Annotated in this window: 16 protein-coding genes; 9 read left to right on the top strand and 7 right to left on the bottom strand. The window is 28.2% G+C overall.

The genetic code is table 11. The features are described from left to right. Positions 1-6: 6 nt before the first annotated feature. From L8X30_RS00080 to L8X30_RS00070, 3 genes are all read right to left on the bottom strand, one after another. Positions 7-336, bottom strand: coding sequence for a YcfL family protein (locus L8X30_RS00080; protein ID WP_263678375.1), 330 nt, complete (start codon positions 334-336; stop codon positions 7-9). Further along, a complete protein-coding gene (locus L8X30_RS00075) occupies positions 333-1,679 on the bottom strand; it encodes a COG3014 family protein (protein WP_263678373.1) in 1,347 nt (448 codons plus the stop codon). The genes L8X30_RS00080 and L8X30_RS00075 overlap by 4 nt, the downstream gene beginning before the upstream one ends. 95 nt (positions 1,680-1,774) lie before the next feature. Then, positions 1,775-2,809, bottom strand: coding sequence for a cytochrome-c peroxidase (locus tag L8X30_RS00070; RefSeq protein WP_173787074.1), 1,035 nt, complete (start codon positions 2,807-2,809; stop codon positions 1,775-1,777). Positions 2,810-3,009: 200 nt separating this feature from the next. Between L8X30_RS00070 and plsY the strand changes: the two genes are divergently transcribed. The 5 genes from plsY to L8X30_RS00045 all read left to right on the top strand — a co-directional run bounded on the left by plsY (position 3,010) and on the right by L8X30_RS00045 (position 6,531). Beyond that, positions 3,010-3,621, top strand: coding sequence for a glycerol-3-phosphate 1-O-acyltransferase PlsY (gene plsY, locus L8X30_RS00065; protein WP_263678371.1), 612 nt, complete (start codon positions 3,010-3,012; stop codon positions 3,619-3,621). Next, positions 3,606-3,923 carry a dihydroneopterin aldolase gene (locus L8X30_RS00060; RefSeq protein WP_173787072.1) on the top strand — a complete coding sequence of 106 codons (318 nt, stop codon included), beginning with the start codon at positions 3,606-3,608 and terminating at the stop codon, positions 3,921-3,923. Before plsY ends, L8X30_RS00060 begins: the two co-directional genes overlap by 16 nt. A 77-nt stretch (positions 3,924-4,000) precedes the next feature. Beyond that, on the top strand, positions 4,001-4,675 hold the full coding sequence (gene hsrA, locus L8X30_RS00055) for a homeostatic response regulator transcription factor HsrA (protein WP_039667907.1): 675 nt from the start codon (positions 4,001-4,003) through the stop codon (positions 4,673-4,675). Positions 4,676-4,789: 114 nt separating this feature from the next. Continuing rightward, positions 4,790-5,035: a YfhL family 4Fe-4S dicluster ferredoxin gene (locus L8X30_RS00050; RefSeq protein WP_012660922.1), complete on the top strand. Its 246-nt coding sequence runs from the start codon at positions 4,790-4,792 to the stop codon at positions 5,033-5,035. Continuing rightward, entirely contained in the window at positions 5,035-6,531 is a 1,497-nt protein-coding gene (locus L8X30_RS00045; protein ID WP_263678369.1) for a Ppx/GppA phosphatase family protein, read from the top strand. Before L8X30_RS00050 ends, L8X30_RS00045 begins: the two co-directional genes overlap by 1 nt. Here L8X30_RS00045 and L8X30_RS00040 read toward each other — a convergent pair. Genes L8X30_RS00040 through L8X30_RS00030 form a run of 3 tightly spaced genes read right to left on the bottom strand, consistent with a single transcriptional unit; the run spans position 6,528 to position 7,998 of the window. Continuing rightward, a complete protein-coding gene (locus tag L8X30_RS00040) occupies positions 6,528-7,286 on the bottom strand; it encodes a hypothetical protein (protein WP_263678368.1) in 759 nt (252 codons plus the stop codon). The two genes, L8X30_RS00045 and L8X30_RS00040, sit on opposite strands and share 4 nt — an antisense overlap. Continuing rightward, complete coding sequence (fliN, locus tag L8X30_RS00035; protein ID WP_012660919.1) at positions 7,283-7,579, bottom strand: flagellar motor switch protein FliN; 297 nt, start codon at positions 7,577-7,579, stop codon at positions 7,283-7,285. The genes L8X30_RS00040 and fliN overlap by 4 nt, the downstream gene beginning before the upstream one ends. Continuing rightward, a complete protein-coding gene (locus L8X30_RS00030; protein WP_012660918.1) occupies positions 7,576-7,998 on the bottom strand; it encodes a hypothetical protein in 423 nt (140 codons plus the stop codon). The genes fliN and L8X30_RS00030 overlap by 4 nt, the downstream gene beginning before the upstream one ends. A gap of 111 nt (positions 7,999-8,109) precedes the next feature. Between L8X30_RS00030 and pseI the strand changes: the two genes are divergently transcribed. From pseI to L8X30_RS00010, 4 genes are all read left to right on the top strand, one after another. Continuing rightward, complete coding sequence (gene pseI / locus L8X30_RS00025) at positions 8,110-9,144, top strand: pseudaminic acid synthase (RefSeq protein WP_263678367.1); 1,035 nt, start codon at positions 8,110-8,112, stop codon at positions 9,142-9,144. A gap of 2 nt (positions 9,145-9,146) precedes the next feature. Then, positions 9,147-11,051, top strand: a complete 1,905-nt coding sequence (locus L8X30_RS00020) for a motility associated factor glycosyltransferase family protein (RefSeq protein WP_263678366.1) — start codon at positions 9,147-9,149, stop codon at positions 11,049-11,051. 57 nt (positions 11,052-11,108) lie between these two features. Further along, positions 11,109-12,848, top strand: coding sequence for a motility associated factor glycosyltransferase family protein (locus L8X30_RS00015; protein WP_263678365.1), 1,740 nt, complete (start codon positions 11,109-11,111; stop codon positions 12,846-12,848). Between the two features lie 90 nt (positions 12,849-12,938). Beyond that, positions 12,939-14,816: a motility associated factor glycosyltransferase family protein gene (locus L8X30_RS00010; RefSeq protein WP_263678364.1), complete on the top strand. Its 1,878-nt coding sequence runs from the start codon at positions 12,939-12,941 to the stop codon at positions 14,814-14,816. Positions 14,817-14,840: 24 nt separating this feature from the next. On the opposite strand, the gene L8X30_RS00005 is transcribed toward L8X30_RS00010, so the two are convergent. Beyond that, a partial coding sequence (locus L8X30_RS00005) for a flagellin (RefSeq protein ID WP_263678363.1) occupies positions 14,841-15,216 on the bottom strand: 376 nt, incomplete at its 5' end.

The following is a 15,216-nucleotide window of genomic DNA, read 5'->3' as shown; positions in this document are numbered from 1 at the left end:
CCTTTTTTATTTAATATATATTTTATATTTTTTTGCTTCCTTATTGCTAGCTATATTTTGTATAATATACTCTTGTTTAGCTAATAATCTTATATTTTTATAGTTTTTATCAATAGTATTTTTTATAGCAAACCCATCCTTATCAAACCATTCTATTTTATAAGAAAGCTTTTTATCAACAGAACTATAAAAAGTAATCTGCACTTCTAATAATCCTGCATTATTTATTCTTTCTTTTATACTTTTTACATTTGTATGTTTAAAATTTGCATCAAAAGTATCTTGCGAAACCAATAACATACAATTTAATAACAATAAAAAAATTATCTTTTTCATTTTTCTATAATATTTATACTTGGAGCAATATTAGGTGCAAAAGAACGCACTACAACCAATGCATTTTTCTTTGGATTAATCTGTCTTTCAAATAGCACATCATTACTTGGAGTTTTGATAATAATTTTACCTGTATTTTTAATCATAACAATACCAATATTTTGTGGCAATCCTCTCCAAGATCTAACATCAGCTTGAGTAGTTGCTGCATTCATGATACCACTAGCAAGGCTTAAAAAACCTCCTGTTGAGTCATTATTAGCTACTGCTGCATTGAAAGTAGTTTTTAAGATAGCTGAAACTATTGCTTTTGTAACTATTGATGGTTGCTCGAACTTAAACTCGCTTGCTACAACATTATCCAAATCAACTAATTTTGTAGTATTAGTATCATTTACACTTAAATACTCAAAAGACTGACTTCTTTTTTTTAGCTTAGGTAGAGCAATAGAAGTTGTCGTAAGAGTGTCATTTAAAATCAAAGGCAGAGTTAATTTAAACTCATCCTTTATCACACCAAAACCATTCTCATAAACAATAAAAACATATTTATTTTTTGATTTAGCATTGCTAATTGCTTTCCACTCTTTATTAATTTCTTTATTTTTTGGGTTTAAAATCTTTATTTCTTTAAATAAATCTTTAGCCAAAGTATAATCTTTACTCATATAATAAAAAATCGAAGCTAAGTAAGTTGCATAAGGATTGGTAAAATTTTTACTTGTTGAAAATTCTTCAAACAAAACTTCATATTGAGCATTTATTTGTTTTGTTGATTCACTAAAATTTTTATTAAAATTTGGATCTTCTTTTTTGGCCTTTTCTAATTCTGCTTTATTTTTAGCAATTTGAGCTTTAAAATAATCTTTTGCTCTATCTTGACGCAATAAAGCTCTTTTAAACTCCACTCTTGCATTATTATAATCACCCTCACTCATAAAATTTAAACCCTTATATGTATTTACCATTATTCTTTCATATAAAGAGCCATCATAGTCTAATATGGAATCATTTATTAATGTAGTTACAGCTGTTTTAGCAATTTTTTGAGCGCCACTTCTTAAATCCACATCAACTTGATAAGATTCCTCAACCTTATCAAAAAATTCATTACTAAGATTAAAATCTCCACAATTTTTTGCGATTAAACCTGCATTTAATCCTACATATACTGGATCATCTTTTTTATCCACCTTAGTCATTTCTTGAGTAAAAAATTCATCAGAACATATCTTTTGGGTTAACTTTTGCTCTAATTCATTGTTTACTTTTGCATGATTAGCACACGCACTAAATAAAATAGCTGTTAATGCAATCACACTAAATAAAATTTTATTTTTCATAGCCAATTCCTAATTAAAAATTAAGAATGTATTATATATAAAAAATAAACAAAAAACAACATTCCCTAAAGAAATATCTTTAGGGAAAATTTTAATTAAAGCTCTGGTTTTGGAGTTTTTTCAGTAGCTTTTGGAAGTTGAGGATAAGTAATGCTTGGTTTTTTGCCTGTTAGAGCATGTAAGAAAGTTTCTATAGAAGCTGCTTCTTTGTCAGAAATTTCTATGCCAAGTTGCACACTACCCATTTCTTTAATCGCATCTTGTAAAGACCAAATAGCGCCATTATGGAAGTATGGAGCTGTTTCGGCAATATTTCTTAAAGTTGGAGTTTTAACTAAACCATTTGCATCACCTTTAAAATCACCTACATTTGCAAATTTATATTTAGCTGCCACTTGGAAAGCTTGCATGCTACCACCTAAATTTACTCCTGTATGACAAGCTGTACAGCCTTTATCGATGAAAGTTTTTAAACCTTCTTTTTCTTTTTTGCTTAAAGCTTTTGTATCACCTTCTAAGAATTTATCAAATTTAGATGGAGTTAGAAGTGTTCTTTCAAATGTAGCAATAGCATCTGCTATATTATCAAAAGTTACCCCATCATTACCATATATTTTTTTAAATTCTTTAACATATTCTGGCATAGAAGAAATTTTTTCTACTGCTAACTTAGCAGGAGTTGCCATTTCAGGTTCTGCCTCGATTGGTCCTTTTGCTTGATCTGCTAAAGTACCTGCTCTACCATCCCAAAATTGAGTTGAATTTAAAACAGAATTATAAACTGTTGGCGAATTTAAATGATGAGGATTAGCAGTCCATTTGTGTCCTACAGCTGCTGCTATACCATCAGCACCACCCATACCTAAGTTGTGACAGGTATTACAAGAAATCAAACCACTTTTAGAAAGTCTTGGTTCAAAATACAGCTTTTTACCAAGATTAGCTTTTTCTTTAGAAAACTTGCTAGCTTTAACGCCCATTTCTTTTAATAGTTTTTCAACGCCTGCTTGATCCTTTGGCAAAGGTGCTAAACCTGCTGCTTTTGCTTCATCAAGCAAAGCTTTATCGTTAGCAAAAGCAGTTGATGCAACTAATAATGATGATGCAACTAATAATGAAATTTTTTTCATTATTCACTCCTAAATAAGATAAAATAAAGCCTATTTAAAATAAACTTATTGAAAATATATCTATAATTTTCTTTAAATAAAATAAAAAATTTATATTTAAAAATAAAAATTATTATAGGATAAAATATCTCTTAAATATTTATTTCAGAGTTTTTTGCTATCATTATTATAAATCTTTATAGAATTAGGATAGAAAGTAAATGGAAAATTTAATAATTTATCTTTTAGCTTATCTTATAGGTGCTATACCTTTTGGTCTTTTACTAGCTCAAATTTTTGCCAAAACAAATATCAAAAATGCAGGCAGTAAAAGCATAGGTGCTACCAATGTTTTAAGAGTAGTAAAAGAAAGCGATCCTAAGCTTGCCAAAACACTTGCTGTTGCAACAATTGTCTTAGATGCACTTAAAGGAATTGCACCTATATTAGTAGCAAAAATTTTAGGCTATGATGAAAATATCTTATGGACTATGGCGGTTTTAGCAGTATTTGGCCATTGTTTTTCTCCTTATTTAAAATTTGAAGGTGGCAAAGGAGTAGCTACTGGAGCTGGGGTTTTAGCAGTATTTTTACCTTTTGAGATTATATGTGCACTTTTGGCTTGGTTTATTATAGGTAAGGTATTTAAAATTTCAAGCTTGGCCTCACTTGGAGCTTTAATTGTTTTAATTGCAACTTCTTTTATATTTCATTATGATATGCCTGTGATTAATACCCATGCGCCGATATTTATCATCGCTTTTATAGTAGTTTATAAACACATACCAAATATTTTAAGGCTTATTGGAAAACAAGAATGCAAAGTCATATAAAAGTTAGCTTAGAATTTAAATGCATTATAGGGCTTTTGGATTTTGAAAGAATCCAAGAGCAAAAAGTCCTAATAGAATTAGAAGCTAAAAGTAAGAAATTTTTAGATTATGCAAAATTATGCACTAGAATAGAAAAAATCTATAAAAAGAAAAAATTTAAGACTATAGAAAAATCTTTAAAATATATATGCAAAGATATCAAAAAACATCATAAAAAACTTCAATTTATAAATATTACTTGTTATAAGCCCGATATCATCAAAAATGCGTGCGTTGGAGCTAGTTTAAGCAAAAAATATTAAAAATTTTTTAAAGAATTTTGAACATTTGCTTAATTTGTGTTATACTTTTGCACTAAAACTATCTTCAAAGGAATAAAATGCGTATTTTAGTTGTAGAAGATGAAGCATCGCTTAATAAAACCTTATCAAACACTTTAAATGAGTTTGGCTACCAAAGCGACACTTCAGAAAATTTTAAAGACGCTGAGTATTTTATAGGTATTAGACATTATGATTTAGTATTATCAAATTGGACTATAGGCAATAATGATGCAAGCGATTTGATCAATGCTATCAAACAAAAATCTCCAAGAACTGCTATAGTAACAATGTGTACAAAAGCAGATAAAGAAAATGAAATCAAAGCTTTAAAAGCTGGAGCAGATGATTATATAAAAAAACCTTTGGATTTTGAAATTTTAATGGCAAGAATCGAAGCTAGACTTAGATTTGGCGGGACAAATGTGATTAAGATTGATGATTTAGTGATTGATCCTGATGAAGAAAAAATCACTTATCAAGGAAAAGACATAGAGTTAAAAGGAAAGCCTTTTGAAGTTTTAACTCACCTTGCTAGACACTCTGATCAAATCGTATCAAAAGAACAACTTTTAGATGCTATTTGGGAAGAACCTGAACTTGTAACTCCAAATGTTATAGAAGTTGCAATCAATCAAATAAGACAAAAAATGGATAAACCTCTTAATATTTCCACTATAGAAACTGTGCGCCGCAGAGGATATCGCTTTTGTTTTCCTAAAAAAACTAACTAAAAATTTTTAGAATGATTTAATCATTCTAAAAATTAAATATTTTTATCTCTTTTTAAATTAGCTATAAGTTTTTATATAGTATAAGTTTGCTTTATTATCAATAAAAGGAAAAGTATGTCACTTTTAATCACTAGAGAATGTATATCCTGTGATGCATGCAGAGAAGAATGCCCAGATGAAGCAATTTATGATAATGATCCAATCTATGTCATAGATCCTGATTTATGTACTGAATGTGTGAATGAATTTTCAGAACCAGCCTGTATAGTGGCCTGTCCAGTAGATTGTATCATACCTGATCCTGATAATGTAGAAAGTATTGATGAGCTTCGCTTAAAACATAAAAATAAAGATATTTAATGGCTAAAAAAACAGCAGTAATTGATCTTGGCTCTAACTCCGTTCGTATGGTTGTTTTTGAAAGAACCTCAAGATATGGTTTTTTTATTTGCAGTGAACACAAAAAGAAAGTAAGACTTGGAGAAAATGCTTATAATAACAACAAAATCCTCCAAGAAGAAGCCATGTTTAAGGCCGAGAAGGCACTAGCTTATTTTAAAGAAAAAGCTGTAAAAGAAAAATGTAGGAAAATTATTGCTGTTGGAACTTCTGCGCTAAGAGATGCGCCTAATGCAAAAGAATTTATTACTAGAATATCAAAAAATGTGGGTTTAAACATAAAATGCATTAATGGTAAAACAGAATCATTTTTAGGTGGTCTTGCTGCATTAAATTTACTATCAAATATTCAAAATGCCACCACCATAGACATAGGTGGAGGATCAACCGAGCTTTGCTTGATTAAAGAAGGTAAAATTATAGATTGTATTTCGCTTAATCTAGGAACCGTAAGATTAAAAGAGATTTTTTATGATACTAAAAGATTAAATGCTCTAGATCAATTCATACAAGAAGCTCTAATGCAAGTTCCAAAACATTTTCAAAGTGAAAATATTATTGCCATAGGTGGAAGCTTAAGAGCATTGTCAAATTCTATAATGAAAAAAAATTCCTATCCTTTAAAAATAATCCATAATTTCAGCTACAGCTTTGAAAGAGAAAAAAATTATATAGAAAAAATTCAAAATGCAAAAAATTTAACAGATTTTGATATCAAAAAAGATCGCTTTGATACTATAAAAGAAGGTTGTGTTATATTTTTAGCCTTAGCTAAAAAACTCAAAGCTAAAAATATCATCACTTCTGCAGTAGGTGTCAGAGAAGGCGTGTTTTTATCTAATCTTTTTCAAAAATACGCCAAAATAAAAAACGACACTAATGACTTTTCGCAATTTAATGCCAAATTTCCGCCAAATTTCAACCCAAGTTTAAAATCCTTACAAGATCGCTTTGGTGTTGATTATAAAGATAAAAGTGCTTATTTTGCAAGTAAATTATTTGATGTGCTTTCACCTATTCACAAAATAAGTTCAGATTTTAAAAAAGATCTTTTAAGCGCTGCTAAATTAGCCCATATAGGTGAAAAAATTAATTTTTATTTTGCTAATGAACATAGCGCCTATATGGCAATGAGTGGCTTAAACTTTGGCTTTTCACACAAAGAAATTTTGCTTATTGCAACTCTTTTAAAAGCCAATGGTAAAAAAATAAATCCCCTTGCTATAGAACATGTTAAAGAATTATTACCAAATAACCATATATTAGCTTGGCTTAATTTTATTCTAACACTAGCAAAAAAACTTGCTAAAGATAGTGATGAAAATCTTGATTTTACATTAAAAAATCATACCTTATATATTTATTCAACAAAAAAACAAATTTATTTTTCAAGAGAAGAAATCAAAAAAATTTCAAAGCCAAAACTTATTGTTTTAGCTTTTAATCAATCTAATTAAGCATTTTGTTTTAAAAGTAAATTTTGCAATCTTTGTTTATTTTCTTCAAAATAAGAATCAAAGTCTTTTTCTTTTGGTTTTTGGGATGTTTTGTTTTGTTCCTCATTTTTCATCATAGCTTCACTTGTTTCTAATACCACATTAGAATTTCCTATGATCATAGTATAGCGTTTTAAGCCATACTCAAAGACTACAAGTTGGTTATGTCTATCAAGTGGTCTTTGAAAAATCAAAGTAAAATTTCTATCTAAAGGATGTTTTTGTCTTAAATACATTTTTAAAAACCAAAGTCCAACAAGCAAAAGTATCAAAACACTTACAACTAAAATATAATTTGTAAAATCATACTCTTGCATTTTTATCTCCTCATTTTTTTCTTCTAAGCTATTTTTAGTTGCTAAATTCATACCTTCTTTTTGAGCGCGTAGTCTTAATCCATATTCACCAATCGTATCTGCATTAATTTGTATCTTATCGCCAACACTTAAGGCTATAAAAGTTTTTTTACCTTCTGAAAAAATTTTTATTTTTTTAATTATATTAGAATTTAATATCTTATCTTCTTCTTTAACACTTTGAGCATTTAGTGTAAAAATAATAATATCGCCTTTTCTCTTTTGACTAATGCCTTCTTTATAAGGAATATCAAATGAAAAAGTAATATCCACCCTATCTTCTCTAGGATAGATATTATAATCAAGAATTTTTGCCCCAAAAAGAGGCAAAGCAAGTAGTAAAATCCAAATAAATTTCATTGCAATTCTTTTTTAAAATACTGCAATACTGATTTAGAATCTAAAATCTCATTAATTCTTATGGCAAGGTTTTTTTCATACACCATCACCTCACCTTTACCAAAAATTCTTTTATTCAAGTAAAGCTCCACACTTTCGCCTGCTGGCTTTTCAAGATCTATCACAGAACCAACTTCTAGCTTTAAGAGTTCTCTCACACTCATATTAGTCGTGCCAAGCTCACTAACAAAATCAACACTAATATCTAAAATATCTTCATAAGATTGCAATAATCCTAAATGATCTTCTATCATATTTTTTTATAACCTATTCTAAAGGAAGCATTTTTTACTTCATAAGTAAATTTTTCTTTGAGTTTAATTTTTGAAAATCCATCAATACGCCCTAAATACTCAGGAACACCTAAACGATACTCATCTTTTCCATTAGTATCATTAAGTAGCTTTTTAGCATAGCCTATGATTTGATTAGCCACTTCTTTAACTAAATCTGCCAATCCATCTTCTTTTAATTCTTCATGTAATAAAAATTGTGCAATTTCATTTAAAGCTTGTTTTTGAAAAAACAAATAAAAACTATATTCCTCGTCTTTAAAATACAAAGGTATAGAAGCCCCATAAAGTTCGCCTCTAATCACGCTTTTTTGTGAAATTTTTAATTTTAAAATATGCTCAAAAAAATGATAAATCGAATACTCAAGTGTTTTAGTCATAGCTTTTCCTTAATAAACTTATAATAAATTTATTTTACTAAATAAACCTTTAATCATAATTAATAATTAAAATATAAAATACTATAATTTTGATTTGCTAAAAGGCTTTTAATGTTTATAGAAAATTTTAATTTAGATGAAAAAGTTTTTATCATTGCCGAGCTTTCAGCTAACCATGCAAACAGCATTGAAGTGGCCTTAAAAACCATACAAGCAGCTAAAAAAGCAGGGGCTGATGCTATAAAAATTCAAACCTACACCCCAGATAGCTTAACACTAAATTCTGACAAAAAAGATTTTATTATCGAAGGTGGTTTGTGGCATGGACGCAAACTATACGAATTATACGAAGAGGCTAAAACGCCTTATGAGTGGCATGAAAAACTTTTTGAATGTGCCAAAAATGAAGGGCTAATATGCTTTTCTAGTCCTTTCTCTAAAGAGGATGTGAATTTTTTAAAACAATTTAATCCCCCAGCTTATAAAATCGCTTCTTTTGAGGTAAATGATTATGATTTTGTGCGTTATGTGGCAAAAGAAAACAAACCTACTTTGGTTTCTACGGGTATAGCTTATGAAGAAGAGCTTGAAATGGTTGTTAAAATTTTCCAAGAAGAAAACAACCCAAATCTAATTTTGCTTAAATGCACTTCGGCTTATCCTTCGCAAATTTGTGATTTAAATCTAAACGCCATCAAAACCTTACAAGAAAAATTTAAAACCATAGTAGGCTTAAGCGATCATAGCGAGGGTTTTTTAGCACCTACTTTAGCAGTAGCTCTTGGAGCAAAAGTCATAGAAAAACATTTTATATTAGATAAAAGCTTAAATAGTGCTGATGCTAAATTTAGTCTTGATTATGAAGAGTTTAAACAAATGTGTTCTATGGTACGCTTGAGCGAGCAAGCACTAGGTAAATCTAGCTTAATAATAGATGATAAAACCTTAAAAAATCGCCATTTTGCAAGAAGCTTATATGCTAGTAAAGATATAAAAAAAGGTGAGGTTTTTACACAAGATAATGTAAAAAGCATAAGACCAAGCCTGGGCTTACATCCTAAATTTTTACCTATCATACTTGGTAAAAAAGCAAGTTGCGATATAGATTTTGGACAAGCGTTAAAAAAAGAAGATTTTTTGGAGTAATTATGCAAGAAAATATTTTTAATAAAAATTTAAAAGCTCTAAGTAATAAAGATTTAAAAGAAAAACTAACAAATTTCAAGCAAAATAATTTTAAAATAAAACAAGGATCTGATCCTTTAGATATTAATTTTATTCATCATAAAAGAGAACAAGCGTTATATAATAATACACTTGATGAGTTAAACGAAAAAATAAATCTATACAATGATAAATATTTATTATATCCAATATTATATTTTTTTGGTTTTGGCAACGGAATTTTGTATAAAATTCTCTTTCAAAACAAAAATAGACAAAAAATTGTTATTTTTGAAAAAGAAATAGAATTTATTTATCTGAGTTTTCATCTTTTAGATTTTAGTGAAGAGTTAAAAGACTGTCGACTAATTATTTTAGATATAAACAATATAAACTACACACATTTTCAAATTTTATGCAATAGCTCACCGTTTTTTAATTTCTTAAGAACTTATTTTTTAGATATCCATTGTGATTATTATGAAAAATTTCACAATGATATTTTAAAAACAAACGAAACTATGCAAACTTATATAAAAAATTCTATTTTAAAATTTGGAAATTCTTCAAAAGATGCTTTAAAAGGTATAGAAAATTTTATTTATAACCTACCAGATCTTTTTTTAAATCATTCTTTTAAAGAATTATTATCAAAACGAAAAAACACCTACCAAAACGCTATTATAGTTTCAACAGGCCCTTCTTTAATCAAACAACTCCCTCTGCTTAAAAAATATGCAAATAAAGCAACTATCTTTTGTGCTGATAGTGCTTATCCTATACTAGCAAAACATAATATAAAACCTGATTATGTTTTATCTTTAGAGAGAATAGAAAAAACAAGTGAATTTTTTAATAATAATTTTGGAGATTTTGATAAAGATATATTATTCATCTTAACTGAAATTGTATATAAAAACACCCCTAAATATTTAAAAGAAAACAATAGGGATTTTATTTTTATACAAAAAATAGGTGATTTTAGTAAACTTTTTCATTTAAAAGACCTAGGTAGCTTAATAAATACTCCAAGCGTGGCAAATATGGCTTATTTCATAGCATCTTGCTTACAACACAAAAATATCATTTTAATAGGACAAGATTTAGCTTATTCTGATGATGGATTTTCACATCCTCAAGATTATCATTATAAGGCAGACTGCGAAAGTCATTATGAACATATTCAAACTTTGGGTTATGGTGGTAACAGCATGGTGAAAACACACGAAATATGGATGGTGTTTAAACATTATCTAGAAGAAGCTATTGCTGATAATAAAAAACAAAACATCCAAACTTATAATGCCACTGAAGGCGGAGCTAGGATAGAAGGAACCATAGAAAAGCCTTTTAAAGAGCTTTGTGAATCTTTATTTGAAAACACCACACCAAAATCATTCATACAACTTGATAAAATCACACAAAATAAAAAAAATGAACTCATGCTTAAAACGTTTTATAAAACACAACAAGCCATCAAGCTTTGTGAGTTTTTGCATAAAGAAAATTTATATATGCTCAATCGTATTTGTTTTTTAATGAGTGATGAAAAAAATTTTATTAGTTTAATACAAGAAATAGAAAATTATAAAATAAAACTTATCAAAGTAGATATTTTAAAAGAGCTGACAAGTGCTATTAGTGTTCAATTTGAGCTTAATTTAGCAAGAATTCAAGTGCTTAACCCTAAAACACAAGAAGATAATTTTAACAAAATGCTTCTTTGGATTAAAGAATACTTATCTTTTATTGAAATTATTAACGAACATATTATTGCATTAAAAATAACCTTAGAAACAAATATATTAAATTTAGAAAATTTTCTGATCAAAAATAACTTTGAAAAATATGTAAATAAAATAAAAGCAACAAAACTACAAAGCTGTTGATTAATATAAAGTACATTCAATATAATTTTGTTATAATTAAAATAAAAATGGATATTAATGAATAAAGAATTATTTTTAAAAAACACTCAAGCCCTTTTTGAAGTTGATCAAATATTAGCTTATGAATTAAGAAAATTAACTAACACTCAACGGTTTCAACTTATAGAAAATAAAATTTATGATACACACAATCAAATACTTTTAGATGAAAATCACTCTTTTGACTTTGAAAAATTTGAGCTATATCCAGTATTGTTTTTTTACGGATTTGGTGATGGAAAATTTTTCTTAGAACTTTTAAAAAATCAACACTTAAAACACATCGTAATCTTTGAAGATGAATTAGAAATTTTATATTTAGCCTTTCATATGATTGATTTTTCTGCATTTTTAAGAAAGGAAAAATTGATTTTATTTTTTACACCAAATATTAACACCGCTCAAATCAAAGTTTTATTTAATTATCCAAACATCAAACATACATTAAAAATTTTTAACTTTCATTTTTATAATGAATTTTACACCAATTTTTACTCATCTAACGCCCAAAATATAATGCAAACTTTACTAAATATAATCAAAACACTCATGCTTGCTCGAGGAAATGACCCAAAAGATGCTTTAATAGGAATAAAACATAATGTTATAAACCTAGAAAAAATCATCACCCACACTCCTTTTAAAAGTCTAATAAAAGACAGAAAAGCAAAGGCAAAAAACGCTATAATAGTTTCAACAGGCCCTTCTTTAATCAAACAACTTCCTCTTTTAAAAAAATACCAAGAAAATGCTGTTATTTTTAGTGCTGATAGCTCTTATGCGATTTTAGCAAAAGAAGGGATCAAACCTGATTATGTTTTTTCGCTAGAAAGAGTAGACTTTACAAGTGAATTTTTTAATAATGATTTTGGAGATTTTGATAAAGATATATTATTTATAATTGCTTCTTTAACCCATCCTAAAACCATAGAGTATTTAGAAAAAAATAATAGAAATTATATACTTGTTTTAAGACCTTTATTTTTTGAAAGCAAGCTTGGCTTAAATGAGTATGGCTTTTTAGGAAATGCTATGAGTGTTGCCAATATGGCTTATGAACTTGCTGGTGCTTTAAGATTTGAAAATATCATTTTAATAGGACAAGACTTAGCCTATAGTGATGATGGCAAATCACACCCAAAAGAGCATCTATATGGTGATCAAGGAGATGAGGAAGTAGTCTATAAAGAAATAACCGCTTATGGTGGCAACGGAAAGGTTAAAACACAACTCACTTGGTATTTGTTTTTAAAAAGTTTTGAAAAAGATATTGCTCTTGCAAAAAATATCCTAAATATAAAAACATACAATGCTACAGAAGGCGGAGCTAGGATAGAAGAAACTATAGAAAAGCCTTTTAAAGAAGTTTGTGACGAAATGCTAAAAGAAAAAATTGACAAAAATATCGCTTTAACAAAACCAAAAAATCCTCAAAAAAAAATCAAACAATGTAAAGAAAAACTTATCAAACAAACAAAACAATGCGAAATATTTATTAATGAATGCAAAAAAGCTATTAAAGAAAAAAACTTAGAAAAACTAGAAAAACTGAGGTTAAAGCTACCAAAAAGTGATTTTTTTTCAGATATTGTGCAAGCTAGGTGTTTTCAAAACGAATGTGAGGTTTTAAAATACAAAGTTACGAAAGTCAAAGATTTAGAATTTTTCTTAGCTCAGCAAATTGACTTTTTTGAGGAAATCATTTTATACCTAGAAAAATACAATGAGACTATTAAGGAAAATCTTGATAATAAATAACCAACATATTTAATTTTTTTATTTTCTAAGTAAAAAACTACACTATTTTTATTTGAAAAAATGACGATTTTCTTTAGGTGAAAGGGTAATATGAAAACAGAAATTTTTAAAAAAAATATCAAAGCTTTAAAAGGAAGCGAACACCAGAGCTTAAAAAGAAAATTAGGTAAAATCAAAGAAGCAAAAGATTATATTTATGTTTTTGATAAAGATCCTTTAAACTGCAATATTTGTTATAAAAATCTAAAAAACATATATAAAGATCCACTAAAGGAATTACAAGAACAAATAGAAATTTTTAATAAAAAATATCTAAGATACCCTGTGTTGTTTTTTTATGGTTTAGGTAATGGAATTTTTTATAAAAATTTATTAACCAATAAAACCCATGAAAGGGTTATTGTTTATGAAAAAGATATAGAGCTTATATTTTTAGTCTTTAATATGATTGATTTTTCCAAAGAGCTTTTAGAGGGAAGATTAATTGTCGTTCATACTAAAGAATTAAATTATGTTAAAGCGGATTTAATTTGTAGTTTATTGGGTTTGTTTTTAAGAACTTATGATTTGCATATTCACTCATATTTTTATGAAGATCAAAAAAAAGAAATTCAGTATATCAGTGCCTTAAATTCCAAAGTAATCAAAAATATAGCCTTACGAAAAGGAAATGACCCAGTAGATGCTATGCAAGGAGTGGAGCAATTTGTTTTAAATTTACCCAAAATGCTAACACACCCAAGCTTTAAAGAGTTAAAACAAAAAAGAAGTCATAAAAGCAAAAACGCTATATTAGTGGCTACAGGACCATCACTACAAAAACAACTTCCTTTGCTTAAGAAATATGCAAATAAAGCAACTATCTTTTGTGCTGATAGTGCTTATCCTATCTTAGCAAAAGCAGGTATAAAACCTGATTATGTTTGTATGCTTGAAAGAGATGATATAGTAGCTAAATGTTTTGATAATGATTTTGGTGATTTTGATAAAGATATAACTTTTATTTTAGTTTCTTTGGTCCATCAAGATAGTATTAATTTTTTAGAAAAAAATAAAAGAAAATATATTTTAGTTTCTAGAGCTTATGCATTTGCTTATTCTTTGGGTTTGCATGATTTTGGTTATGTTAGCGGAGGAATGAGTGTTGCTCATCTAAATTATGAGCTAGCTCAATTATTAGGGCATGAAAATATCATTTTAATAGGACAAGACTTAGCCTATGCTAATGATGGTAAAACACACAGCGATGGCTTTTTACACGAAAGTTATCATGAGGGAGATTTTGAGCGCGATCATGGTAAATATGAAACCCTAGCATATGGCGGAAAAGGCTATGTGCAAAGCTCTGAAATATGGCTTATTTTTAAACAAATTTTTGAAAATTTATTCCACAAACAAACAAAAGTAAAAATTTATAATGCTACAGAGGGTGGAGCTAGAATAGAAGGAACCATAGAAAAACCTTTTAAAGAACTTTGCAAAAATTTACTTACTAATGAAATCAAAAAGCCTTTTCCAAAAATACAAAAACCAAAACGCAAAAATAGCAATGAACTTATGTTACAAGCTTATAAAAAAATCAAACAACACATCAAAGCAAGTAATAAATTTTTTAAAGAGTGTAAAAGATTACACAAAGCACTTAATAATCAAAGCAAGATCCGCTACACTCCTCAAGAATTAAGCGCTCAAATAGATACTCTCAAAGCAACACTAGAAAGTCAAAAATATATTTTTTTAAGAGAAGTTATCTCTCCTTCTTTATTTCATTTAGAAAGTACTATTTCTCAAATTTATGTTACTCCTGTACATAATGAAAGTGATAAACAAAACAAACTTACAGCTTGGATACTAGCACATAAAACTTGGCTTGAAGACATTGCAGAATTAACCTTGATTCAAGAAAAAGCTTTGAAAATAGCCATTATGCCTTTACAAGATATCTTAGAAAAAAGAAATTTAATATAAAGTGGGCAAAAACCCACTTTGGATTTATTGTAAAAGTTTTAGAACATTTTGTTGTACAGCATTAGCCTGACTCATAGCATAAGATCCACTTTGAGCTAGGATGTTATACTTAGAAAAGTTTGCACTTTCTGCTGCAAAGTCTACATCTCTGATGTTTGATTCAGCTGATTTAATATTTACTTGAGTTACACTGATGTTATTAAGTGTAGCAGTGATTTGATTTTGCACCGCACCAATGTCAGCTCTGATAGCATCAAGATTTGCCGTAGCAGTTTCAACTATATCCATCATAGCCATTGCACCTTTAAGCGTAGTAACACCTGGAGCTTGATCGTTTGCTGCTATACCACTATTAGTACCAGTTGCAATAAATGCTGCAAATTGACTTGAGCCATCACCG

It is taken from the genome of Campylobacter sp. CNRCH_2015_0338h, assembly GCF_025772785.1.
Classification (GTDB): Bacteria; Campylobacterota; Campylobacteria; order Campylobacterales; family Campylobacteraceae; genus Campylobacter_D.
The sequence above is the reverse complement of the archived record's forward strand: the minus strand, read 5'-3'. Positions and strand labels throughout refer to the sequence as shown.